This window comes from Isoptericola sp. Y581 (genome assembly GCF_059445475.1).
On sequence record NZ_JCAIUK010000008.1, the window covers coordinates 1 to 21,757 of the forward strand.

General features: G+C 72.5%; 24 protein-coding genes and 1 pseudogene. 12 read left to right on the forward strand and 13 right to left on the reverse strand.

What is annotated here, in order from left to right; all coding sequences use genetic code 11:
* Positions 1–91 precede the first annotated feature (91 nt).
* From AC1C2W_RS15460 to AC1C2W_RS15470, 3 genes are all read left to right on the forward strand, one after another.
* Positions 92–625, forward strand: coding sequence for a barstar family protein (locus tag AC1C2W_RS15460; RefSeq protein ID WP_495413598.1), 534 nt, complete (start codon positions 92–94; stop codon positions 623–625).
* Positions 626–1,064: 439 nt separating this feature from the next.
* On the forward strand, positions 1,065–1,379 hold the full coding sequence (locus tag AC1C2W_RS15465) for a hypothetical protein (RefSeq protein ID WP_495413599.1): 315 nt from the start codon (positions 1,065–1,067) through the stop codon (positions 1,377–1,379).
* A 339-nt stretch (positions 1,380–1,718) separates the two neighbouring features.
* Positions 1,719–2,213 (forward strand): hypothetical protein, encoded by a 495-nt coding sequence (locus tag AC1C2W_RS15470; protein ID WP_495413600.1) that lies wholly within the window; start codon positions 1,719–1,721, stop codon positions 2,211–2,213.
* Positions 2,214–2,296: 83 nt separating this feature from the next.
* Here AC1C2W_RS15470 and AC1C2W_RS15475 read toward each other — a convergent pair whose 3' ends face one another.
* Positions 2,297–3,040 (reverse strand): ThuA domain-containing protein, encoded by a 744-nt coding sequence (locus AC1C2W_RS15475; protein ID WP_495413601.1) that lies wholly within the window; start codon positions 3,038–3,040, stop codon positions 2,297–2,299.
* A complete protein-coding gene (locus AC1C2W_RS15480) occupies positions 3,037–4,143 on the reverse strand; it encodes a Gfo/Idh/MocA family protein (RefSeq protein ID WP_495413602.1) in 1,107 nt (368 codons plus the stop codon). The genes AC1C2W_RS15475 and AC1C2W_RS15480 overlap by 4 nt, the downstream gene beginning before the upstream one ends.
* Positions 4,144–4,419: 276 nt before the next feature.
* Between AC1C2W_RS15480 and AC1C2W_RS15485 the strand changes: the two are divergent.
* Positions 4,420–4,551, forward strand: a pseudogene (locus tag AC1C2W_RS15485) (AAA family ATPase); the annotation flags it as partial.
* A gap of 415 nt (positions 4,552–4,966) precedes the next feature.
* Here the strand turns inward: AC1C2W_RS15485 and AC1C2W_RS15490 are convergent.
* Positions 4,967–5,839, reverse strand: a complete 873-nt coding sequence (locus AC1C2W_RS15490) for an aminoglycoside phosphotransferase family protein (RefSeq protein ID WP_495413603.1) — start codon at positions 5,837–5,839, stop codon at positions 4,967–4,969.
* 464 nt (positions 5,840–6,303) lie between these two features.
* On the opposite strand from AC1C2W_RS15490, the gene AC1C2W_RS15495 reads away from it, so the two are divergent.
* Complete coding sequence (locus AC1C2W_RS15495; protein ID WP_495390844.1) at positions 6,304–7,050, forward strand: dienelactone hydrolase family protein; 747 nt, start codon at positions 6,304–6,306, stop codon at positions 7,048–7,050.
* A gap of 45 nt (positions 7,051–7,095) precedes the next feature.
* Here the strand turns inward: AC1C2W_RS15495 and AC1C2W_RS15500 are convergent, their stop codons facing one another.
* Positions 7,096–8,178, reverse strand: a complete 1,083-nt coding sequence (locus tag AC1C2W_RS15500; protein ID WP_495413604.1) for a flavin-containing monooxygenase — start codon at positions 8,176–8,178, stop codon at positions 7,096–7,098.
* A 53-nt stretch (positions 8,179–8,231) separates the two neighbouring features.
* Between AC1C2W_RS15500 and AC1C2W_RS15505 the strand changes: the two genes are divergently transcribed.
* Positions 8,232–8,861, forward strand: a complete 630-nt coding sequence (locus AC1C2W_RS15505) for a TetR/AcrR family transcriptional regulator (protein WP_495390846.1) — start codon at positions 8,232–8,234, stop codon at positions 8,859–8,861.
* A 76-nt stretch (positions 8,862–8,937) separates the two neighbouring features.
* Here the strand turns inward: AC1C2W_RS15505 and AC1C2W_RS15510 are convergent, their stop codons facing one another.
* From AC1C2W_RS15510 to AC1C2W_RS15525, 4 genes are all read right to left on the reverse strand, one after another.
* Positions 8,938–10,017 (reverse strand): sensor histidine kinase, encoded by a 1,080-nt coding sequence (locus AC1C2W_RS15510; protein WP_495390847.1) that lies wholly within the window; start codon positions 10,015–10,017, stop codon positions 8,938–8,940.
* Positions 10,010–10,702 (reverse strand): response regulator transcription factor, encoded by a 693-nt coding sequence (locus AC1C2W_RS15515; RefSeq protein WP_495390848.1) that lies wholly within the window; start codon positions 10,700–10,702, stop codon positions 10,010–10,012. The genes AC1C2W_RS15510 and AC1C2W_RS15515 overlap by 8 nt, the downstream gene beginning before the upstream one ends.
* A gap of 94 nt (positions 10,703–10,796) precedes the next feature.
* Positions 10,797–11,705: an NADP-dependent oxidoreductase gene (locus AC1C2W_RS15520; RefSeq protein WP_495413605.1), complete on the reverse strand. Its 909-nt coding sequence runs from the start codon at positions 11,703–11,705 to the stop codon at positions 10,797–10,799.
* A 40-nt stretch (positions 11,706–11,745) separates the two neighbouring features.
* Positions 11,746–12,201, reverse strand: coding sequence for a nitroreductase/quinone reductase family protein (locus AC1C2W_RS15525; protein WP_495390850.1), 456 nt, complete (start codon positions 12,199–12,201; stop codon positions 11,746–11,748).
* A gap of 85 nt (positions 12,202–12,286) precedes the next feature.
* On the opposite strand from AC1C2W_RS15525, the gene AC1C2W_RS15530 reads away from it, so the two are divergent.
* The gene (locus AC1C2W_RS15530; protein ID WP_495413606.1) at positions 12,287–12,766 is read left to right on the forward strand and encodes a MarR family winged helix-turn-helix transcriptional regulator; all 480 of its coding nucleotides are present in this window, start codon (positions 12,287–12,289) and stop codon (positions 12,764–12,766) included.
* A 49-nt stretch (positions 12,767–12,815) separates the two neighbouring features.
* On the opposite strand, the gene AC1C2W_RS15535 is transcribed toward AC1C2W_RS15530, so the two are convergent.
* Positions 12,816–15,344 carry a beta-glucosidase family protein gene (locus tag AC1C2W_RS15535; protein WP_495413607.1) on the reverse strand — a complete coding sequence of 843 codons (2,529 nt, stop codon included), beginning with the start codon at positions 15,342–15,344 and terminating at the stop codon, positions 12,816–12,818.
* Positions 15,345–15,776: 432 nt separating this feature from the next.
* Between AC1C2W_RS15535 and AC1C2W_RS15540 the strand changes: the two genes are divergently transcribed.
* Together AC1C2W_RS15540 and AC1C2W_RS15545 are read left to right on the forward strand one after the other, a co-directional pair.
* Positions 15,777–16,064 carry a DUF6412 domain-containing protein gene (locus tag AC1C2W_RS15540; RefSeq protein ID WP_495390853.1) on the forward strand — a complete coding sequence of 96 codons (288 nt, stop codon included), beginning with the start codon at positions 15,777–15,779 and terminating at the stop codon, positions 16,062–16,064.
* Positions 16,065–16,194: 130 nt separating this feature from the next.
* The gene (locus AC1C2W_RS15545; RefSeq protein WP_495413608.1) at positions 16,195–16,989 is read left to right on the forward strand and encodes a YidC/Oxa1 family membrane protein insertase; all 795 of its coding nucleotides are present in this window, start codon (positions 16,195–16,197) and stop codon (positions 16,987–16,989) included.
* Between the two features lie 13 nt (positions 16,990–17,002).
* Here the strand turns inward: AC1C2W_RS15545 and AC1C2W_RS15550 are convergent, their stop codons facing one another.
* Entirely contained in the window at positions 17,003–18,004 is a 1,002-nt protein-coding gene (locus AC1C2W_RS15550; protein WP_495413609.1) for a M15 family metallopeptidase, read from the reverse strand.
* A gap of 224 nt (positions 18,005–18,228) precedes the next feature.
* Between AC1C2W_RS15550 and AC1C2W_RS15555 the strand changes: the two genes are divergently transcribed.
* A complete protein-coding gene (locus AC1C2W_RS15555; protein ID WP_495390856.1) occupies positions 18,229–18,549 on the forward strand; it encodes a DUF4235 domain-containing protein in 321 nt (106 codons plus the stop codon).
* A 32-nt stretch (positions 18,550–18,581) separates the two neighbouring features.
* Positions 18,582–19,376: a hypothetical protein gene (locus AC1C2W_RS15560; protein ID WP_495413610.1), complete on the forward strand. Its 795-nt coding sequence runs from the start codon at positions 18,582–18,584 to the stop codon at positions 19,374–19,376.
* A gap of 46 nt (positions 19,377–19,422) precedes the next feature.
* Here AC1C2W_RS15560 and AC1C2W_RS15565 read toward each other — a convergent pair whose 3' ends face one another.
* From AC1C2W_RS15565 to AC1C2W_RS15575, 3 genes are all read right to left on the reverse strand, one after another.
* Positions 19,423–19,716: a DUF4287 domain-containing protein gene (locus AC1C2W_RS15565; protein WP_495413611.1), complete on the reverse strand. Its 294-nt coding sequence runs from the start codon at positions 19,714–19,716 to the stop codon at positions 19,423–19,425.
* On the reverse strand, positions 19,716–20,084 hold the full coding sequence (locus tag AC1C2W_RS15570) for a cupin domain-containing protein (RefSeq protein WP_495413612.1): 369 nt from the start codon (positions 20,082–20,084) through the stop codon (positions 19,716–19,718). The genes AC1C2W_RS15565 and AC1C2W_RS15570 overlap by 1 nt, the downstream gene beginning before the upstream one ends.
* Positions 20,085–20,196: 112 nt before the next feature.
* Positions 20,197–20,814 (reverse strand): TetR/AcrR family transcriptional regulator, encoded by a 618-nt coding sequence (locus AC1C2W_RS15575; protein ID WP_495390860.1) that lies wholly within the window; start codon positions 20,812–20,814, stop codon positions 20,197–20,199.
* A 76-nt stretch (positions 20,815–20,890) separates the two neighbouring features.
* Between AC1C2W_RS15575 and AC1C2W_RS15580 the strand changes: the two genes are divergently transcribed.
* On the forward strand, positions 20,891–21,736 hold the full coding sequence (locus tag AC1C2W_RS15580) for an alpha/beta fold hydrolase (RefSeq protein ID WP_495390861.1): 846 nt from the start codon (positions 20,891–20,893) through the stop codon (positions 21,734–21,736).
* Positions 21,737–21,757: the final 21 nt, after the last annotated feature.

Consider the following 21,757-nt stretch of genomic DNA (forward strand, 5'->3'; position numbering starts at 1 on the left):
ACCCGCCGGACGAACCGCAGGTCAGCGCACCGTCGCGCCGATCAGCTCACTGTCCCTGGTGAGAACACCTCTCTGTCGAGATACTCGTCTGGTGGTTCACTTCGACAGCGCCGCGGAGCGCGCTCCACAGCTCGACCTCGTCCTGCTGAGGAACGGGCCCGTCAGTCTCTTCTGTGACCTCGCGGTGCTCGAGAGGGCGTGTGCGACGCTGGCCTCGCTCGACTATCACGTCGTCCGCCTGGACGCCGGCTCCTGGGCTGATGGAAACACCATGCTCGACGGCGTCGCCGGAGCGCTGGAGTTCCCAGCCTACTTCGGCCGGAACCTCGACGCCCTCAACGACTGTCTCTCCGACGTGGCGTCCGGTGACTACGGCGTGCCAGCGGACTCCGCCGGACTCGTTCTCGTCCTCACCGGCTACAACGTGTTTGCGTCGGCGGAGCCGGCCGCGGCTCACGCCCTCGTCGACGTGTACGCGAGAAGTTCGCGCTACGCGATGCTGTTCGGACGGCGAATGCTGTGCCTTCTTCAAAGCGAGGACCCGCGCATCATGGTGCCCCCGGTCGGCGCGACAATCGTCTCCTGGAACCCCGCCGAGTGGCTGGACTCCACGCGAGGCCTGTGACCTGTGTAGCGGAACGCGCGCTCTTGAGCCGGGCGTGTCGCCGCTTCCATATTTGACCGGGCGGCCTGTACTGAATCCCCCGGGTTCGGTAGAGGCGCTCAATCCAGGAAGGATGAGAGTCTTGGCGGCACCGAAGAAGTACAGCGGGGAGCTGCGCGAGCGGTCCGCGCGGATGGCGTTGGACGCGATCGCGGTCAAGGGGCAGCGGATGGTCGTGATGCGCCGTGGGGCGGGCCGGCTGAGCGTGCGTCCGGTACGTCGATTGGTTCAACCACCGGCGCCTGAACGGCGAGATCGGACTCGTGCCCCCGGTCGAGCTCGAGGAGAAGTTCTGGTAGCACCACTACGCTCCAGGCAACCGGTCGAAGTTACGGCCGGAGCCAGATGAACCAAGCCTCTACCGAAACCGGGGCGATTCATGCCGCAGGGTGATGCGGACGTGGCCGTCGGCGAACGACCCCAGGTGGTGTGCCTGTGCGGCTCGCTGCGCTTCCAGACCCTCTTTGAAGCGGAGCGCCGACGGCTGACCGCCCGAGGCGTGATCGTGCTCGGTCCCGAGGCGATCAGCGAGGAACTGACGCCACCCAGGCGCGAGGCTCTGCGCGAGCTGCACCTCAGGCGGATCGACCTGGCGGACAAGGTTCGTGTGGTGAGCGAAGGCGGCTACGTGGGGGCGGCGACGCGCCGCGAGATCGCGTACGCCCGGGAGAAGGGCAAGGTCATCAGCTGCCTGGAGCCGACTCTCGCCCTGTGATCCTGCGGCATGCACGGCCTCAGCGCTCGGCTCGGCCGTAGGGTGCCGTGCATGTGCTGCACTCCCGCCGCCGAGGTCCTGGACGACGTGGCCCGCGCGGTCGGGGCAGAGGTCACTCTTCTCGGTCGCCTCCCCGGGGGCGTCAACGGGGGCGCCGTGCGCGTCCAGCTGGGCCGGCAGGGCAGACGCAGTGCTCAAAGCAGTGCCCCGGGCACACCCCGACCACCTGGACGAGACGTTGCGGGCCCAGCGAGTGTGGTCGAGCACATGCGGGGGCGCGGCTATCCCACCCCGGCCTGGCTCGGGGTGGGGGCCACGGCCACACACGTGTGGCATCTGATGGACTTCGTCGACGCGGCTCCCGCGCCCGAGCTGACCCCGTCCCTCATCGAGCAGCTGATGGAGATCATCGAGCTCCAGGCAGGCCAGGCCTCCGAGCCCTACGACCACTGGTCGTACGCCTGGCGGGTCGCCACCGGGCAGGAACCGGGACCCGCCGGGCCGGATCTCGACGAGACACCGGAGCAGTCGGGTCTTCGCCAGTCCCTGGCCAGGCTCCCGGAGTATTCCTCCGTGGTGTCGGCCTTGGTCGGGCGCGTGTGGCTCGTGTGTGCCGGCGCCCCACCACCGCCAGGGGCACCTGACATGGTCCACGCCGATCTCGCTACCCCCAGCAATGTCCTGGTCCGTGACGGAGCGGTGGTGGCGGTGCTCGCAGCGGCGCAGGTCCTCCACATGCTCGAGATTCCCATCCGCCAGGGGCACCACGACCTCGTCCCAGGGGTGGTCGAGCGCGGCCATCGCGCCCTCGACGAGCTGGACGCGCTGAGCTGACTGCCGCCTGTTGCTGCACGACTGGGGCCGGTGAGCGAAGCGCGCACCGGCCCCGGTACGCGTGTCCCGACGTGCCCTGTGTGTCAGACCGGCTGGGCCAGCCAGTCGTGGCGCGCGGGGTTGGTCACCTCGGGCACGAGGCGCTCCCCGTCGGTCGGGGCCGCCCAGCGCACGGCGTTCGCGAGCACCCTGCGGATCTGCGGGTGGAAGTAGACCGGGTACTCCTGGTCGCCGGGGCTGAAGTAGAAGACCCGGCCGCGGCCGCGCGTGAACGTCACGCCGGAGCGGAACACCTCTCCGCCCTCGAACGAGCTGATGAACACCACCTCGTCAGGGGTGGGGATGTCGAAGTGCTCTCCGTACATCTCCTGGTGCTCGACGACGACCGGCTGTTCGATGCCGGCGGCGATCGGGTGGCCGGGGGCCGTGGTCCACACCAGCTCGCGCTCGGCGTCGTTGCGCCAGGCCAGCGAGCACGTGGTCCCCATGAGGCGGATGAAGATCTTCGAGAAGTGACCCGAGTGCAGCACCAGCAGCCCCAACCCGCCGAGCACGTGGCGCTGCACCCGGGCGACGACCTCGTCGTCCACCTGGTCGTGCGCCATGTGCCCCCACCACAGCAGCACGTCGGTGCCGGCGAGCGACTCCTCGGTGAGGCCGTGCTCAGGGTCGGCGAGCGTCGCGGTGCGCACCTCGACGTCGTCCCCCAGCAGGTCGGTCAGTCCCGCGGCGATCGCGCCGTGAATGCCGTCGGGGTAGATCGCCCGGATCTCCGGCTGGGTCGTCTCGTGGACGTTCTCGTTCCACACGAGCACACGAATGGTCACGCGGCACCTCCGATGATGTTCAGGTTCTCGTCCAGGGCGACCTCGCGGCCCGCGGCCGCGGAGGTGTAGGCGGCGTCCACGATCTTCGCGCGGCTCAGCCCGACGGTGCCGTCGTGCTCGGCCCAGGTCCGGGGATCGCGCACGTGCTCGAGGAAGGTGTCGACGACCGCGACGTGTCCACGCCCCGCCTCGGCGGTGACCGGGGTGTCGAGCTGGTCTGCGCCGTGACCGGAGAAGATCGTCAGGCGCCCCGCCGGCGCGTAGTCGACGACGGACAGGTCGGCGCCGCCCTCGGTGCCGTACAGCGTGATGCCGAACTCGTCGGGGGTGGCCCGGTGCGTGGCCCAGCTCGTCTCGAGCACGACGGAACCGCCCCCCTCGAGGCGCAGCAGCGCGGTGGCCAGGTCCTCTACCTCGTAGGCCGACCCGGTGCCGTGCTTGACGTCGCCCGACCCGCCCAGGCCGCGGGGGCCGAGCTCGGCGTGGGTGACGGCGGACACCGCGGTCACGCGGGGCTCGCCCATCAGGTGCAGCGTCCAGTCGAGGACGTGGACGCCGAGGTCCACGAGCGGGCCGCCGCCGGCCATCTCGGCGTTGGTGAACCAGCTGCCCAGCGCAGGGATACCAGCCCGGCGCAGCCACATCGCCCTGGCGTGGTACGGGTGGCCGATGGTGCCGTCGTCGACGGCGGCACGGATGGCCTCGACGTCGCCGCGGCGACGGTGGTTGAAGGTGATCTCCAAGACGCGGCCCGCCTCGCGCGCGGCATCGACCATGGCCTGCCCCTCCGCCGCGGTCCGCGCGATGGGCTTCTCGCACAGCACGTGGGCTCCTGCGCGGAGCGCGCCGATGCTGATCGGCGCGTGCAGGAACGTCGGCACCGCGACGCTCACGATGTCGAGGTCGCCCCTCGTGACGAGCTCCTCCCAGTTCTCGTAGGTGGCGACGCCGTACTGCTCCGCGAGGGCGGTGCGAGCGTCGGCCTCCTTGCCCGCGACGGCCACGAGCTCGACACCCGCTGCCTCGTGATAGGCGGCCATGTGCTGTTGGCCCGCCCAGCCGAGGCCGACGACTCCCGCGCGGATGACACCGTTGTCTGACATGGGGCTTGGACTCCTCTGTCTGATGATGCGTGATGATTCGAGATCAGAATTTAATCAGGTTGTGAGGTTAGTGAAGGACGGACGACGGGTCAACGCCGCAGCCGGCGCGGTGGGCCGCAAGCACGAGCCCGGCCAGTGCACAGGCTCCGTCCGGGCGCCGCGCGGCATGATGCCCACGTGGACTTCTCGCAGCCGCCCGTGGTCCGGATCGCGCCGGACGCCGAGCGCCCACTACCCGCAGGCGTGTGGTCGCGTACCATTCCCGCCGTCGAACAGGTGCTGCGCGGCGGGCTCGAGCTCGCGCCGGGCGTGACGTTCCTGGTCGGGGAGAACGGCAGCGGCAAGTCGACGCTCGTGGAGGCCGTGGCGGTCGCCTTGGCCTCTCGCCCGAGGGCGGCACCGCGCACGGACGGCACCCGACCCGCGACTCCGAGTCACCGCTGCACCATGCCGTGCGGCTGCAGCGCGGGGTCGGGTCGGGGCGGCGGGGCTTCTCCTGCGCGCCGAGACGATGCACGGCTGGTAAACGTTCCTCGAGGAGCACCCGGGCCCGAGCGACCCGGTGTTCCACGAGATGAGCTACGGCGAGTCCTTCCTCGCCGTCTCGAGTCCCGGTTCGACGGGCCGGGCCTGTTCTGCCTCGACGAGCCCGAGGCCGCGCTGAGCTTCGCCTCGACCCTGAGCCTCAGAGGGGCGGTACTCGCCGGAGGCGCTGCAGGCGGCCCTGGAGGGGCTCGGCACCTACCTCGCCGGTCTGTTGGGGGTTGCCTGAGTCGACGATCCTGTGGGCAGCCTCAGTCGACCGGACGTCGGCAAGCCTCCATCAGACCCGGGGCGGAGCACCCAGTCGCTCGACCACGGCGTCGAGGGTGGGCCAGGGGGGTCCCGCATGCAGCAGACGGAGGAGCTCCTCCCCGAATTGCAGCCCGTTCGGGAACTGGTCCCCCTTCTCCCAACGCCACGCTGCAACCATGGCAAGCACGAGCTGACGGCAGTGGTCGAGGAGCTCGTGGTCGATACCCCGGTAGCGCTCGGAGACCTCTTCGGGGACGTGAGCAAGGTCGAACTCCACGGGTCCGCGGCAGCACGTCTCGAAATCGATGAAGAGCGGACCGTCGCGCGTGCTCAGGATGTTGCCTGGATGGGGCTCACCGTGGAGCAGCTGCTCGCGCCCGTTCTCATCGATCGCCTCGTGCAACCATCGGAGCCTGCTGCCGAGGAACGCACGCTCGACGTCGGATAGCTCAGGGGAAAGGTCCGGCTCGGCAACTATCCGTTCCGCCTCGGCGATCCGATCGGTGAAGGGTGGGAACGTGCCTTCGACGCCGCGCATCCCGGCGTGCAGGCGTTCCAACGCCTGGGCGTATTCGCCCGGGGCGACCGTAGGCGTCACCGGCTCGTAGTACACCCACAGTGTCACCGCGAAGCCGTCGCGGGTGTAGACCAGCGGGTCCACCCGAGGCTCCAGGGCGCCGACGGGAGCCCCGAGGTCGGCGAGCTGTCGAGCAAGCGCGACCTCCAGCTGCGCGACCTCCTGTCCGACACGAGCGACCCGAGCCATCACCCCACACGGCTTCAGGTGCAGTGCGAGCTTGTTGGAGTTGTGGAGAACGGTCACGTCGTCAGCCGGTAGACCCAGGGAGACGGCAATGGCGGTCGTCGCGTCGATCGCTCGCGCCAGGTATGGCATGTCCATACGACGGATCATGCCATCGTGACCCGGGTGGAGGAGGGCCTGCCCGGAGTCAGTCGAAGCACGGTGACCGGACCTCCAGCGCGGGCTCGGAAACGCAGCCATCCAGGGTTGAGGCGCAATGCCTTGCTGAACGCCGCGTCCCGGTCGGTGCCATGGAGGTCGACCACGGTGTACTGGCCCGTGCCTTCAGCCGCCTCGACGTCGACCACGGGTGTGGTGAGCGCGTTGTGTACGCCGCCGCGGTTGTCACCGACCGGATGTGAGGGCCGACGGCGCGGTGAGCAACGTCAGAAATGCGTTGCCGGGCCGTGGTGACCACTGCTAGCTTTCCGGAGGCCGTGCGAGAGGACGAGGAGGTGGTACCCGTGAACGCAGTAACGACATGGGTGCTCCCCTCCGGGGTCACGGTCGGGCGATAGGTCGTCCGGGAGCGCCGTCCACGAGCACTCCCGAAAGGCACGACCATGCACTTCACCTCCGAACAGCGCCTCGACGACGACGTCCTCGAACGCGAGTTCACCCTCGGCGAGATCCCCGGCATCCTGTGGACGCCCGCATCCGCCTCCGCAGCCGCACCGGTGCCGCTGATCCTGCTCGGCCATCCCGGCGGGACGAGCAGGATGTACCCCCGGCTGGCGGGCCGGGCCCGGCACGCCGCGGCGGACGGGTTCGCCACCGCCACGATCGAGGGCCCGGGCAGCGGCGACCGGCCCCCATCGGCCGACGCCGAGCAGGCCCGCGCCGACCTCCGCCGGGCGCTCGCGGCCGGTGAGCCGGTCGACGACGACGTCGTCGACCGGCTGGTCCTTCCGCTGGTCGAGCAGGCGGTCCCGGAGTGGCAGGCCACCCTGGACGCACTCCTGGCACTGCCCGAGATCGGCGGCCGGGTCGGGTACTCGGGCGGGGTGATCGCCGTCGGGGTCCGGCTGGCGCTGGTCGAGCCGCGCATCGCGGCCGCCGGTCTGTACGCCGGGAGCTTCGTGCCCCACGCGATCCTCGACGAGGCCCGTCAGGTCACGATCCCCGTGCACGTCCTGCTGCAGTGGGACGACGAATGGAACGACCGGCAGCAGGCGCTGGACCTGTTCGACGCTTTCGGCTCCCAGGAGAAGACGCTGCAGGCCAATGTGGGCGGGCACACCGGCGTCCCGGCGCACGCGGGGGAGGACGCGGGCAGGTTCTTCGTCCGGCATCTGGCGGGCTGGAGATGATCGCCGCGGCGCTCAGGGCGCTCGGTGCCGACTTCCTGACCCTGGTCAGGCTGAACCTGCTGCTGCTCTAGGTGCCGCCAGCGCCGCCGCGAGGAAACCGGCGTCCCGGCCCGCGCCGCCGATGAGCGTGGACGTGAGGCCGTACTGGAACGGCAGCCCCAGGAAGGCCAGGCCGTCGATCGTCGTGGAGACGCCGCGCTCGTGCCGGGGGAGGCCGAGCTCGTCCAGGGGCAGGTCGTCGATCCACCCGAACGCGGGCCGGTATCCGGTGGCCCAGAGCACGGCGCCGACGTCGAGCACGCGACCGTCGGCGAGCAGCGGCTTCCCGTCCGCCACGCCGGTCAGGCGCGGGCGGCGCTCGGCGCCGGCGTGGTCGAGGAGCCGGGGACTGATGCCGATCAGCGGGGCGCCCGAGGTCAGCATCCGTGGCGCGGCCCTGCGGCCGAGGGGGGTGGCGCGCGTGAGCATCCGATGCAGGAAGGCGAACCAGGCCCCGCCGGCGACGGCCAGGAGCGGGCGGGGGATCGCCGTCGTCGGCGTCCCCGCCACGGTGACGCGCCGCCCCGCGTGGGCGAGCTCGAGGCCGAGCTGCAGGCCGGAGGTGCCGCACCCGACGACGAGGACGTGCCCCTCGGGCAGGTCGTCCGGCCGCCGATACCGCGAGGTGTGCAGCTGCACGATCGCGCCGTCGAGCTCGGCGGCCTGGGGCGGGACCCGTGCGGTGCCGTCCCCGCCGGTGGCGACGACGACGCGCCGGGCCCGCCACGTCGCCCCGTCGGTGGCCGCGTCGGTGGCTGCGGAGAACCCGCCGCCGAGCACCGCCGTCAGGCGCGTGACCCGCGTGCGCGGGTGCAGGGGGACGTCGAAGCGCTCGGCGTACCCGTCGAGGTAGTCGGCGAACTCCGTGGCGGTGGGGCGCGCCCGGGGTGGTGCCGGGTACGGCAGCCCGGGCAGGCCGTCGAAGCGGGCGGGTGTGAACAGCCGCAAGGAGTCCCAGCGCTCCCGCCACGCGTCGCCGGGGGCGGCGCGCGCGTCGAGCACCTCGTGCGGGATCCCTCGCCGCCGCAGGTCGCGGCTCAGGGTCAGGCCGCACTGGCCGGCCCCGATGACCAGGACGTCGGTCTCCATCGCGCCACCAACTTAGAATCATCGTCAATTCAGTGGAATGCTATTCTACGTCCATGCCGTCGACGCCCACAAGACCCCCGAACCGTCGGCAGGCCCAGCGGGCCGCCACGCGGGAGGCCGTCGTCGAGGCCGCCGATCGTCTGTTCCGCCGGGACGGGTACGTCGCGACGACGATCGGCGCGATCTCGCGCGAGGCGGGCGCGGCCGTGCAGACCGTCTACAACACGGTGGGGGACAAGGCCGCGGTGCTCTCGGCCGTGCTCGATCGAAGCGCGTCCGGCCCGGAGGGTCGACCGGTGCTGGAGTTCCTCGGCGAACGGCTCGATGCCGCGGTCGACGCGGCGTCGGCGGTCGATGCGCTGGCCGACTGGTTCGCGGAGGTGAACCCGCGCACCATGCCCGTGAACCGCATCATCGACCAGGGGGCGGCGGTCGACCCGCAGATCGCCGAGCTGCGGAAGCGTCGCGGCCAGCAGCGGCTGGAACGGTACCGACAGGTCGAGACGCTGCTGCGCGAGCGCGGCCGCCTGCGCGCCGGTCTGGACGCGGACGCGGTGGGCGCCGTCGTCTGGTCCATCGGCTCGCCCGCGACCTACGAGGCGCTGGTCGTGCAGGCGGGCTGGTCGCTCCGCAGGTATCGCGATTGGGCGGAACGGACACTGGCCGCGGCCCTCCTGGAATGACGACGACGGCGTTCTCGAGAAATCCTGAGAAGCTCTGGCGGTCGGCGGAACCGCAGCTGATCCTGCGTCGGGCGGTTCACGGCGCGGCGGGCAGGTGCACCGAGACCCGGAGCCCGCCGCCGTCCCGGGCGATGAGGAAGAGTGCCCCGTCGTGCGCCCGGGTAATGCTCTTGACGATCGCCAGCCCGAGGCCGACGCCGGCCTGGTCACCGTGGATGCGCTCGGTGCCGCGCTGGAACGGCTCGGTGAGCGTCGATACCAGGCCCGGGGCGAGCCTCTCGCCGGTGTTCTCGACGGTGAGCACGACCTCGGCGGCGCGGGTCGTGGTGTTGACCCGCACGGTACCGCCGGCGGGGACGTTGTGGACGATCCCGTTGTGCACGAGGTTCGTGGTGAGCTGCAGCAGGAGCGCCTCGGACCCGAATGCCGGGGTGACTTCGCCGGAGGTCTCGAGGGTGATGCCCCGCTTCTCCGCGAGGGGGAGGAGCGTCTCGGCGGCCTCTTCCGCGAGGAGCGACAGGTCGACTCGCTCGCGGGTGAACGCCCGCTGGTCGGCGCGGCTGAGCAGCAGCAGGGCCTCGGTGAGGCCGATCGCCCGGGTGCTGACGGCGGTGAGTCGTTCGATGAGCTCGTCGGTGTCGCGATCGGGGTCGTGGCGGGCGACGTCGAGCAGGGTCTGCGTGATCGCCAGCGGCGTGCGCAGCTCGTGGGAGGCGTTGGCCGCGAACCTCCGCTGCTCGGCCACCTGCGCCTCCAGCCGCGCCAGCATGGTGTCGAAGGCGTCGGCGAGCTCGCGGAACTCGTCGTTGGTGCCCGGCAGCCGGATGCGGTGGGAGAGCGACCCCGTCGTGGCCGTGTGCGTGGCGCCCGTGATGCGCGTCAGCGGGGCGAGCATGCGACCGGCGAGGATCCAGCCGCCCAGCAGGCCGAAGACCAGCAGGGCGACCAACGCCCAGCCCACCCGCGGGGCGAAGGCCGCCGTCAGGTCGGATCGGTTGGGGACGAACCGGCCGAGAGTCCTGATCTCGCCGTCGGGCACGTAGCGCAGGAGGAACACCCACACGACCGTGAGGAGCAGCGCGCCGGCGACCATGAGGAACGCGGCGTAGCTGAGGGTGAACTTGAGCCGGACGCTCGGCCCGGAGGCCCTAGCCATGTCCGCCGTCGTCGTCTCCGGCCGGCCCGGTCTCGATGCGGTAGCCGACGCCGGGCACGGTGGCGATGACCCACGGCTTCCCGAGCCGCTTGCGCAGCGCCGAGACGGTGATGCGCACGGCGTTGGTGAACGGGTCGGTGTCCTCGTCCCAGGCCCGCTCGAGGAGCTGCTCGGTGCTGACGACACCGCCCTCGGCGCCGACGAGGACCTCGAACACGGCGAACTGCTTCCTGGTCAGCGCGACGTACCGGCCGTCGCGATAGACCTCGCGGCGGAACGGGTCCAGGCGCACGCCGGCGATTTCCCGCACGGGCGGCCTGATGTGGGCGCGGCGACGGTCGAGCGCCCGGAGCCGGAGCACGAGCTCGCGCAGCGCGAACGGCTTGGTGAGGTAGTCGTCGGCGCCGAGCTCGAACCCGGAGGCCTTGTCGTCGAGACGGTCGGCGGCGGTGAGCATGAGGATCGGCATGCCGCTGCCAGACGCGACGATGCGCTCGGCGATCTCGTCGCCGGAGGGGCCGGGGACGTCGCGGTCGAGGACGGCGATGTCGTAGGCGATGATGCTCAGCATTTCCAGGGCGGTGCGGCCGTCGCCGGCGGTGTCGGCAGCGATCGCTTCCAGGCGCAGGCCGTCGCGGACGGCCTCGGCCAGGTCGGGCTCGTCCTCGACGATCAGCACGCGCACGCCCCCGATGCTACGAGGCGACGCAAATCGCTCGGGCTATCGGGAAGCCGGGCCACGGCGCCGGGACGATCGATCCTCGCCGCCGATCCCCTGGTCAGGCAGCGTCGACGACCAGCACGACCTTGCCGCGCACGCGACCGCCCTCGCCCTGGCGGTGCGCCTCCGCGACCTCGGTGAGCGGGAAGGTCCGCGCGACCGGGAGCGCGAAGCGACGGGACTCGATCAGCTCGCCGATCTCGGCGAGCACGTGGAGCGCCCGGCCGGTGTCGCCGCGGCTGAACCGCACGCCGTGCTCCTGCGCGCCGCGGAAGTCGGCGATCGTCACGACTCGCTCCGGGCCGCCGGCGAGCCCGATGAGCTCGGGCAGGACGCCGCTGCCGGCGGCGTCCAGCGCCAGGTCGACGCCGCCGGGCGAGAGCGCGCGCACCCGCTCGACGAACCCGTCGCCGTAGGTGACGGGCCGGGCGCCCAGGGCGCGGAGGTAGTCCTGGTTCGTCGCGCCGGCGGAACCGATGACGTGCGCGCCGCGCGCCACCGCGAGCTGGACGGCGGCGCTGCCGACGGTCCCGGAGGCGCCGTTGACGAGCAGCGTGCTTCCCTCGACGACGCCGAGCTGGTCGAGCGCGCGCGTGGCGGTCTCGATGGCGGCCGGCAGCGCGGCGGCCGCGGGGAAGTCGAGCGGCGGAGGGATCCGGGCATAGCTGGACAGCACCGCGAGCTCGGCCTGGGCCGCACCGTCGGAGGAGAAGCCGAACGCCCGGTCGCCGACGGCCACGTCCGTCACGCCCTCGCCGAGCTCGTCGACCACCCCGGCGGCCTCGTAGCCCAGCGTCTGCGGCAGCTCCTCGTCCATCTCGCCCTGGCGCCTCTTCCAGTCGCTCGCGTTGACGCCCGCCGCGCGCACCGCGACCCGGACCTCGCCGGGGGCCGGGTGCGGGTCGGGGAGGTCGACGATCTCGAGGACGTCCGGGCCCCCGAACTGGTGGAACTGTGCTGCCTTCATCGTCGCTCCGATACCTTGCACAGCCTCGTGGTCGTGCGCGTCAGCGCCGGGCGAGGCGGATGACGGGCAGCTCGCGGTCCGTCTTCTCCTCGTACCGGGCGAACCCGGGCGCCGTCGCCTTGATCGTCGTCCAGACGGCGGCGCGCTCCTCGCCGTGCAGCTGGGTCGCCGAGACGGGGATCTTCTCGCCCGCCACCTCGATCGTCACGCGGTCGGGGTGGGCGGCCAGGTTGTTGTACCAGGCGGGGTTCTTCGGCGCGCCGCCGGCGGAGGCCACGATGATCCAGGTGTCGTCCTCACCCGGGAACGACGCGACCGGGACGGTCCGCTCCTCGCCGCTCCTGCGGCCGATCGTCGTCAGCGCCAGCGCGTCCCCGCCGCCGGCCTTGCCGCCCTTGGAGCGGATCCGGTTCGCCATGCGCCGGTTCATCCAGGCGAGGAGACGCCCGCGCGGCTGCCGTGCGCCGCGGGTGCCCTGGGGGTGGGTGAAGGTCATCGTTTCCTCCGTCGTCGGTCGTCCGTCCGTACGCGCTGACGACTGTACAGGGCACGAACTATCTGTGGTGTGTACCGTTGGCCCGGTGAGCGAGACGACCGGCCGCAAGGATCCCTGCCGGCCCGGCGCCGACCCGCTCCCGGCGCTGGTCGAGCTCGCCCTCCTGGTCAAGGCGACGGTCGGCGGCGTCGCCGAACGGTACGAGCTCACCCCCGCCCAGAGCCGGATGCTGTACGTCCTGGCCGCCGAGGGCCCGCTGCGGATGGCCGACCTGGGCCGGCACCTGGCCGTGGAGAAGGCCGCGCTCACCGGGCTGGTCGACCGCGCGGAGCGGCGCTCGCTGGTGGAGCGCCGAGCCGTCCCGGGCGACCGCCGCTCGGTCGACGTCGCGCTGACTGACGCCGGAGCCTCGGCGTTCGCCGTGTTCCGGACCGACGTCACCGCCGCCCTCGACGCGATGCTCGACCGGCTCTCCGACGACGAGCGGGCCGCCTTCCAGCGGATGACGGACACCGTCGTCGTCGGCGCGGCGGAGGGGTGCCCGGCGACGAGGGCGCCGTCGTGACGACGGCGCCCTCGTCGATGTTCTCCTCTCGTCGTGCGACGGTCAGGTGTCAGCGCCCGCCGCCGTGCCACCCTCCCCACCGCTTGCCGACGCGGATCTCGCCCGTCTCGCGGATGTCCGTCGACGACGAGCCGACGTAGACCGGGACGGTGCCGCGCGGCGTGGTCCACCGGTCACGGTCGACGTCCCAGTACGCGAGGGACTCCGGGTCGAGCGTGACGGTGACCGTCCGACGCTCGCCCGGCCGGAGGGTGATCTCGCGCCATCCGGCGAGGGCCAGCGGCGCAGTGTCGACGCGCTGCGTGGGCAGCTCACCGACATACACCTGGACGGTCTCGGTGCCCTTCACCTCGCCCGTGTTGCGCACCCGGACGGAGACCGCAACGTCCTTGTCCCGGTGCCTCGTGCCGCCGTGGTGGTCCATTGCCGTGCGCAGCCTGCTGTAGTCGAACGTCGTGTACGACAGGCCGTGCCCGAACGGATAGCTCGGCTGGATGCCGAGCGCCTCGTAACCCCGGTACCCGACGAAGATGCCCTCGGTGAACTGCTGGTCGAGACCGTCGCCGGGGTACTGCTCGGGGCTGCTGACCGGTGTGGACTGCTCGTCGACGGGGATGGTCACGGGCAGCTTCCCGGAGGGGTTGACATCGCCGAACAGGAGCCGCGCGATGGCGTTGCCCTGCTCCTGGCCGCCGTACCAGTTGTGCAGCACAGCGGGGACGGCGTCCTCCCAGTCGGAGGTCTGGACCGCGGCACCCGCCGTGACGACCACCACCGTGCGGGAGTTGGCCGCCGCGACCTGACGGATGAGCTCGGCCTGGTCGTTCGGCAGGTCGAGCGTGGGGCGGTCCCCACCCTCGGTGGAGTAGTCGCGCACCACCACGACCGCGGCGTCCGCGTCCGCCGCGGTCTCTGCCGCGTCGGTGATGCCCGGCTGGACGAAGCCCTCGGGGGGAACCCAGCCCAGCTTGAATGCGGCGCCGGAGTCGGTGCCGGACGCTCCGATCGCGAACTCGGCGCGCACGTCGTACTGCGCGCCCGCCTCGAGCGTCACGTCGGCCGTGGAGATGTTGGCGGACAGCGGGTCCGCCGTCGGCTCCGTCGTGAGCACGGCGACGTCGTCGAGGTAGACGGTCGACGTGCCGTTCGAGGTGACCGAGAGCTGATAGCTCCCGTCCACCGGTGCGGTGAGCGTTCCCGTCCACCGGATCGACGACGTGTTGTCGTTGGTCTGCGTCGGGAAGTGCGGCGACGCGGAGTTGAAGCCCGGGTTGAAGTAGAAGCCGCCGTTGATGCCCGCGTACGGCTCGGTCCGGTCGAGCGCCGGAGCCCCGGACAGGTCCGGGTTCGCGAAGTACTCGACCCGGAACCCCGGTGCGCCGTCGCCGGCGGAGGTGAGGACGTCGGACGGGATGGGGTCGGGACCCGCCAGCAGCGCCGTAGAGGTCACGGGGTCGGTCCCCGGGACGTGGGTCACGGTCGCGCCGGCGGCACGGTCAGCGATCCCGTCGAGGGGGCTCACGGAGTATGTCGGCAGGACCTGGGAGCTCCCCCCGCCCTGGACGGTCGCGTCGGCGTCCGTCCCGATGACGGCGATCGAGTCCTCGTCGTCCAGGGGCAGGATCGGACCGTCGTTCTTCAGCAGCACGCTGGCCTGCTCGGAGACCTCGCGCGCGAAGCTGCCGTTCTCCTCCTCCGGCAGCGGTCGGACGGTCGGGGGCTCGTCGAAGAGCCCGAGACCGAACATCGGTCGCAGGATGCGCAGCACGGCGTCGTCGATCCGGGACATGGGCACCTGCCCGGAGCTCACCGCGTCGACCAGCGGCGCGCAGAAGAAGCAGTCGTTCCCGCCGTAGTTGCCGGGCATCTCCTGGTCCAGCCCGCCCTGGATGGACGCCTCCGTGCTGTGGGTGGCGCCGTAGTCGCTCATGAGCCAGCCCTCGAACTCGAGCTGGACCTTGAGGATCTCGTTGAGCAGCACGTCGTTCTCGCACGCGAACGCGCCGTTCACCTTGTTGAAGGAGCACATCGCGGAGCCCGGGTGGGCCTTGTCGATCGCGATGTCGAAGGGACGGGTGTAGATCTCCTGCAGCGTCCGCTCGTCGAGCACGGCGTTGCCACCGAGGAGGCGGTTGGCCTCCTGCGTGTAGACGTTGTAGTGCTTGATGTCCGCGACGACGGGGTTCTCCTGGATGCCGCGGGTGATGGCGGCGCCCATCAGGCCCGAGACCAGCGGGTCCTCGCCGAACGCCTCGAAGGCCCGGCCCGCCAGCGAGACGCGCGCGATGTCCATCGCGGGCGCGAGCAGCACGTTGTGGCCCGTGCGGTGCGCCTCGTCGCCGGCGCGCAGGCCGTACTCCTCGGCGAGGTCGGTGTCCCACGTGGCGGCCAGTGCGAGCGGCGAGGGCAGCTCGGTGGCCCGTTGGTCGTTGACGCCGGGGTTGGCGATCCGCACGCCGGCGGGGCCGTCGGCCATCGTGAGGGCCGGGATCCCGAGCCGCTCGATGGGGGCGTTGTAGAAGCCGTAGAAGTTGTTGAGCTCCCCGTGCAGCATGTCGACCTTCTCCTCGACGGTCATCTGCCGCAGGAGTGCCCGGGCGCGACGGTCCGCGGACCGCGAGTCGTCCCACCATCTCTGGCCGTGCGAGGAGGAACCTCGCTGGAGCTGGGCAGTGGAGGAGGGCGATGGAGAGGCCGTTCGAGCGGCCTGGTCTGCCGTGGCTGTTGCCCCGAGGGGGAGGAGCAGACCGACGGCGCACGTGATGCTGAGGGCCGCTGCTCGTAGCGACCGGTGCGTTCGCGAGGGAGTCATGCGAAACACTTCCTTGTGTTCTCTGGGCGACTCGCCGCCGCTCCCCGGCGTCCGGCGAGCACTTCCAGTAGACGCCGCCACCGGGTCCTCGCAACCCCCGGTGGCGAGGCTTGCCGGGGCACGGCGATGCGCCCCCCGGGGGCAATCGTGAGGTGGCACGGCCGCCCACTTCGGCCGTGCGCGACGAGGGGAGACGGGGTGGGCGACCCCCTGCTCGCGCTGGTGCGCGACGCGACCGCGTCGCTCGCGCTCCTGCTCGGCACGCAGACCCTGACGACGGTGCTCGTCCTGGTCGGGGCGACCACCCTGGCGGCGGTCGCGCTGGCGTTCGTCGCCCGCGCGACGACGGCCGCCTCGCTCGGCGTGGCGCCGGTGGGGGCCCACCGCACGCGGCACGACGTCGACGAGCGCCCGTTCGTCTCCCAGAGCGACCCCCATGCCCCCGGCCGGCCGCGGCCCAGGGCGCCAGGCGCCGTCCTCGGCTGATCGCCCGGCCCGGGACACCTGACCTTCGACGCCCGACCGTCGGCGCTGCGCGCACGCGCAGCGTGCCCTGCCTCGTCCCCCCGGGGTGATCGGCGAACGCGTACCCAGCCGTTCGACCGAGGACACCACCATGGACCTGTTTGCCTTCCCGCCCGTCGCCGCCGTGCTCGACACGGCCTACCGCGCCCTGATGGCGCTGTCGCACCTGCTCGAACCCGCCCTGGGCGTCACCGCCGCCGCGGTCGCCGTCGTCGCCGTCACGCTGGCCGTGCGTGCCGTCCTGATCCCCGTCGGCATCTCGCAGGCCAAGGGCGAGCGCACCCGGGCGCGCCTCGCGCCCCGGCTCGCCGAGCTGCAGCGCCGCCACCGGAACGACCCCGAGAAGCTGCAGCGCGCGACGGTGCAGCTCTACGCCGACGAGGGCACGAGCCCGTTCGCCGGCTGCCTGCCGATGCTGCTCCAGGCGCCCGTCGTCGGCGTCATCTACGCGCTGTTCATCCATGGGCAGATCGCCGGGCACGGGAACGCGCTGCTCGGCCACACCTTCTTGGGCGTGCCGCTCGGGTCGAGCCTCGTCGGCGCGATCTCCGGCGGCGCGGCCGCCCTCTCGACGATCGCCGTGCTCGGGGCGCTCGTGCTCGCCGTCGCGCTCGTGGGTGAGCTGACGCGGCGGGCGACGCTGCCGGGCGGCCCGCTGGCCGCGCCCGCGGCGCCGGTCGCGACGTCGGCCTCCCCGGCCGGCCCACCCCACCCGCTCGCCGGGCCGCGCGGGAAGCGCGCGCTCGGTGCGCTGCAGTTCGTGACGGCCGTGATCGCGTGCTTCGTGCCGCTCGCCGCGGGGCTCTACCTGCTGGTGACGGTGGCGTGGACCCTGGGCCAGCGGCTGGTCCTGCGGCGGCGGTACCCGCTCGAGGTCCGGGCGTAGCCCGCCCGGTGGGTCAGGAGCCGCCCATCTGGGCGACGGCTTCCATCCACTCCCAGTGCCACGGCTCGTACTTGGACCCGCCGGACCGGGCCCAGTCGGGGTTGTCCCACCCGAACGCCGGGGCGTTCGCGGCGAGCCAGTCCCAGCGGCCGCCCGCGTACGACTCGGCGCAGATGTCCACGGCGAGGCCCCAGCCGTGGTTCGACGTGCCCGGCGTGGCCGCGAGGTACCCCTTGGTGGCCTTCGTCGAGACCTGCTGGGAGTAGCTGCGGTAGCCGTCCGTGATGCACATGGCCTCGCCGAACTGCGCGATGTACGCCTTGTTGAGGTTGGCCAGGGCGACTCCCGCGTCGGCGCGCGCCTGGGTGTGCCCGTCCCAGAGCACGCACAGCTCGCTGCTCGGCACCTGGCCGTTCGACCCGAGCGACGCGGCCTCGCCGTCGCAGCCGGGCAGGACGGGCGGCGGGGGCGCCGGGGCGATCTTCCCGCCGTCCAGCGTCTCGACGGCCATGCGCGCGTCGTCGGCGACACTGACCTGGGCGCCGCCCCCGACGGCGCCCGCCCCGGGAGCGGTGCGTGCCTTGCTGCGCGACGCCCCGCCGTCGCGGTCGTCGGCCGCGGCGGCCGCGGTGATCGCCTCGAGGGTGCCGGTGGTGGGCCGGTCGTCGGCCTCCGGCGCGGCGGCCTGGGGCGCGGCCGTGGTGAGGGCCGTCGTCGTGGCGACCGCCACGGTCAGCCCGATCCCGATGCCCGCCCAGCGGCCCGGCGTACGCGTGCGGGCGGTCTTGGCGGTGGTCGTCCGGGTGGTCGTCCGGGTGGTCGCCCGGGTGGTCGCCCGGACCGCCTGGGGGGCGGGCTTGGTGGCGGAGGCGGGGGCGGCCTCGGTGGCGCGGCGTCGCGCAGGGGCCGGGTGTCGGCTCTTGCCGCCGCGGCCGGGGTCGCGGCGGCTCGGGGCGGGTACGCCTGGGGTGCGGAGGTCGGTCGGGGAGGCCGGCGCGGCGTGCTCGTGCGTCATCGTGCCGTCCGCCCGCGGTGGCGGGTCGAGCCTGCGGCGCCGTGCTGCGTGGTGCCCCGGAGTACCTGGGTTGTCATGCGACCTCTCTTGATACCTGAACCGCCACCGGGCAGGAACGTATCGCATCGACCCACCAAAAGTCACGAAACGATTACGGACCGGTCGTGACGGGCGGCGCGCCGGTGTCCCGTGCGTGATGCGTCGACCCGGCCTAGCGTCGAGGGATGAGCGAGGACACGAGTAGCGACGCCCGCGGCGAGAAGAGCGGCGGCAAGGCGGCGAAGATCCTGTACCGCCCCATCGGCATCGTGAGCTCGATCGTGGGCGGGATCGTCGCGGGCCAGGTCTTCAAGCAGGTGTACAAACGGGTCACGCCCGGCGACCGTCAGGACGCGCCGAAGCCGCTGGAGTCCGAGTACCGCCTGCGCGAGATCCTCGTCGCGGCCCTGCTGCAGGGCGCGATCTTCTCCGTGGTGAAGGCGATCATCGACCGGGGTGGGGCGCGGGCGTTCGAGAAGTGGACGGGGGAGTGGCCGGGCGACTGACGGCGACGGCCCGCGCGTGCTTCGATGGCTCGATGGCCGCCGACGACGCGCGCACCCGCCCCGCCGACCGGGCGTGGCGGCGGCTGCCCGCGGACGCCCGGGCGCTCCTGGAGAGCGACCTGCCGGGCACTGACCTGCGCACGCTGCTGCTCGACGTCGCGGCCGCCCGCGCCGCCGCGACCCGGCCGGCCGACGTCCTCGCGCAGTGGCGTCGCGATCGCATGGTGCGACCGTCCGCCGCCGACCCGCGTCGCCTGTGGCAGCTGGAGGCCCGGCTGTGGGAGGCCCTGCCGGGCGAGTTCGAGGCCGTCGAGCCGGCGCCCGTCGCCCCGCTCGCGACGGCCGCTGCGCTCGGCGGTGTCAGCCAGCACCGGGTGGTCGCGACGACGCGGCTCACCGAGGTGGTGAGCGACTCCAGCAACGTGCTCGCCGTCGAGGCGGCGGACGGCCGGTCGGCCCGCCCGCGCGACGCGGTCGTCCACCTCGCGGCGATTCGCGCGTGGCAACGGCTGCTGGGCGCCACGGCCGCGCACCTCCGGCCGCGGATCGAGGTCACCGTGTGGGACGACGGCGCGGTGGCGGAGCGGGTCGCGGACACCGTGCTGCCCGCCGTGCGCGACGGCGCCGTGCGGGTGGTCGAGGACTCGACCCGGGAGCGCGCCCGCGGCTACTACGCCGGTGTCGTCGTCCGGATCGTCGCCGAGGACGGACGCGAGATCGGCGACGGCGGCCTCACGACCTGGACCGCCCAGCTCCTCGCCGACCGCAAGGAGCGGTGCCTCGTCTCGTGCGTCGCCACGGAGCAGCTGGTCACGCCGGCCGCGTGACGTCCGGCGCGCCGGATCAGCAACGGCCCTCGACGAGCACGCCCTCTCACCAGTCCGCGGGGCGCGAGTCCTTGCCGTCGAGCCACAGCCGGTCGCTCGAGTCGCGGTGGGTGCCGTCCGTGCCGACGTGTTTGCTGCTGATCCGGTCGCCCTTGGTGATGACGTGCACCACGGCCATCGCGTGACCGTGGCCGAGGGCGTAGGTCTCCTTGAGCCACGCGGCGACGGGCGTCGCCTTGCTGCCCGGGCCGAAGCCCAGCTCGGCGGCGGCCTCGACGAGCTGCCGGGGCGTGAGGCCGGTCTTGGTCTCGACGTTGTCGAGGTAGGACTGGAACGACATCAGCGGCTCTCCTTGCTCTCGGTGCCCTTGTTCTGCTGGATCATCGTGGCGGACGCGTGGATGCACCTCATGCGCAGCGCGTCGGCGCCGGTGTTGGTGAAGCCGTGCCAGACGTCGGGCCCGACGACGGCGGTGTCGCCCGCGTGGGCGACGACGGTCTCGTCGCCGATCCGGATCGTGGCCTCGCCCTCGAGCACGGACCACGTCTCGGAGTAGGGGTGCCGGTGCAGGTCGGGGCCCTGGCCGGGGTCGTTGGTGACCAGGAAGAACGAGACGCCCGAGCCGTGCGGGCGCCCCTCGAAGCGCAACGTGCGCGAGCCCGGGATGCGGATCGTGTCGGCGGGGATCACTGAGGCCACTGAGACCATGACTCCTCCTGCGTGTCGGTCGACGTCGGGGCGACGTCGTTGCGGCAAGCCTCGCGAGGAGCCGGCGGGGCCACGACCCTTTCGACGAGGGTCGAAGGGGTCGGCGCAGACCTCAGCGCGCCGCCTCGACCAGTGCGGCCATGCTGCGGCCTGCGGCGCGCATCGGCTCCGGGTCGCGGGTGGTGCGGCTGAGCAGGAACGCGCCCTCGACGACCATGACCATGGCCAGCGCCAGGTCGCGCGCCCGGTCGGGGGCGACGTGCCGGGAGAACCAGGCGGTGCCGCCCTCGACCCAGTTGGCGAACACGTCCGCGGCGGCCTCGCGCAGCGGCTCGTGGGTGCTCGCCACGTCGAGCGCCATCGTCGCGACGGGGCACCCGTCGGCGTAGTCGCCGGCGACGAGGTCGCGCGCCGCGGAGTCGAAGGCGTGCACGACGGCCTCGACCGGGTCGTCGCGCTCCTCCAGCAGGCCGAGCACGAGCGTCATGAACTGCGGGCCGGTGGTGCGGATCATGTCCTCCGCCAGCGCGTCCTTGCCGCCGGGGAAGAAGTGGTAGATCGACCCGAACGGCGCGGCGGCGTCCGTGGCCACCTGCTTGAGGCCGGTCCCGGCGTACCCGCGCCGCGCGAACAGCCGCGCCGCCGCGTGCCGGATGCGGGTGCGGGTGCCGGCGCCGGCGGGGGGCTCCGCGAAGAGCGGGGGCTGGTTCGAGGGGGTTGCCGTGGCCATGGCGCCAGCCTACGGTGGACTGACTAGAACGATCTATCAACAACCCTGTCCATCGCGTGACTCCGAAGGGATCGACATGGCCGTGGTCGAGCTGGAGGCAGGGCCCGTCGCCTACGAGGACACGGGCGGCGAGGGGCCGGTGGTCGTGCTCGGCCACGGCCCACCGATGGACTCCCGCACCTGGCGCAAGGTCGTGCCGCTGCTCCCGGGGTTCCGCGTGATCACGCCGACCCTGCCGCTCGGCGGGCACACCACGCCGATGCACCCCGACGCCGACCTGTCCCAGCGCGGCACGGCGCGCCTCCTCGGTGACCTGCTCGACGCCCTCGACCTCGAGGACGTCACGCTGGTGCTGAACGACTGGGGCGGCGGGCAGTTCCTGATCAACGACGGCCGCACCGACCGCATCGGCCGGCTGGTGCTGGCCGCGTGCGAGGCGTTCGACAACTTCCCGCCGGGCCCCGCCAAGGCGCTCGGCACGGCTGCCGCGATCCCCGGCGGCATGTGGCTCACGCTGCAGCTCTTCCGGGTGCGCGCGTTCCGACGCATGCGCAGCGGCTACGGCGGGATGTCGGTGGTCGGCATCCCGGACGACCTCCTCGTGGACTGGTTCGCACCCGCCACGCGCGACCGGCTGATCCGCCGCGACTTCGCGAAGTTCGCCCGCGGCGCCCCGAAGCGCGACGAGCTCCTGCGGCTCGCGGCGGGCTGGCGCGACTTCACCAAGCCCGTGCTGGTCGTGTGGACCGACCAGGACCCGCTCATGCCGCCCGAGCACGGGCCGCGGCTCGCCGCCCTCTACCCGGACGCGCGCCTCGAGGTGCTCGCGAACTGCGGCACCCTCGTCGGCGAGGACCAGCCCGAACGCTTCGCCCAGCTCCTCGCCGAGTTCGCCGTGCAGGAGGTCTCGCCGCATCTCTGACGTCCTTTCATTGACAGGGTG

Coding starts and splice junctions, on each gene's coding strand:
- AC1C2W_RS15490 (WP_495413603.1), bottom strand. CDS start 5,839: ATGGACATGCCATACCTGGCGCGAGCGATCGACGCGACGACCGCCATT.
- AC1C2W_RS15575 (WP_495390860.1), bottom strand. CDS start 20,814: ATGGCCACGGCAACCCCCTCGAACCAGCCCCCGCTCTTCGCGGAGCCC.
- AC1C2W_RS15525 (WP_495390850.1), bottom strand. CDS start 12,201: ATGACCTTCACCCACCCCCAGGGCACCCGCGGCGCACGGCAGCCGCGC.
- AC1C2W_RS15510 (WP_495390847.1), bottom strand. CDS start 10,017: ATGGCTAGGGCCTCCGGGCCGAGCGTCCGGCTCAAGTTCACCCTCAGC.
- AC1C2W_RS15480 (WP_495413602.1), bottom strand. CDS start 4,143: ATGTCAGACAACGGTGTCATCCGCGCGGGAGTCGTCGGCCTCGGCTGG.
- AC1C2W_RS15545 (WP_495413608.1), top strand. CDS start 16,195: ATGGACCTGTTTGCCTTCCCGCCCGTCGCCGCCGTGCTCGACACGGCC.
- AC1C2W_RS15560 (WP_495413610.1), top strand. CDS start 18,582: ATGGCCGCCGACGACGCGCGCACCCGCCCCGCCGACCGGGCGTGGCGG.
- AC1C2W_RS15500 (WP_495413604.1), bottom strand. CDS start 8,178: ATGGAGACCGACGTCCTGGTCATCGGGGCCGGCCAGTGCGGCCTGACC.
- AC1C2W_RS15505 (WP_495390846.1), top strand. CDS start 8,232: ATGCCGTCGACGCCCACAAGACCCCCGAACCGTCGGCAGGCCCAGCGG.
- AC1C2W_RS15470 (WP_495413600.1), top strand. CDS start 1,719: ATGGACTTCGTCGACGCGGCTCCCGCGCCCGAGCTGACCCCGTCCCTC.
- AC1C2W_RS15565 (WP_495413611.1), bottom strand. CDS start 19,716: ATGTCGTTCCAGTCCTACCTCGACAACGTCGAGACCAAGACCGGCCTC.
- AC1C2W_RS15495 (WP_495390844.1), top strand. CDS start 6,304: ATGCACTTCACCTCCGAACAGCGCCTCGACGACGACGTCCTCGAACGC.
- AC1C2W_RS15550 (WP_495413609.1), bottom strand. CDS start 18,004: ATGACGCACGAGCACGCCGCGCCGGCCTCCCCGACCGACCTCCGCACC.
- AC1C2W_RS15535 (WP_495413607.1), bottom strand. CDS start 15,344: ATGACCGTCGAGGAGAAGGTCGACATGCTGCACGGGGAGCTCAACAAC.
- AC1C2W_RS15520 (WP_495413605.1), bottom strand. CDS start 11,705: ATGAAGGCAGCACAGTTCCACCAGTTCGGGGGCCCGGACGTCCTCGAG.
- AC1C2W_RS15570 (WP_495413612.1), bottom strand. CDS start 20,084: ATGGTCTCAGTGGCCTCAGTGATCCCCGCCGACACGATCCGCATCCCG.
- AC1C2W_RS15555 (WP_495390856.1), top strand. CDS start 18,229: ATGAGCGAGGACACGAGTAGCGACGCCCGCGGCGAGAAGAGCGGCGGC.
- AC1C2W_RS15580 (WP_495390861.1), top strand. CDS start 20,891: ATGGCCGTGGTCGAGCTGGAGGCAGGGCCCGTCGCCTACGAGGACACG.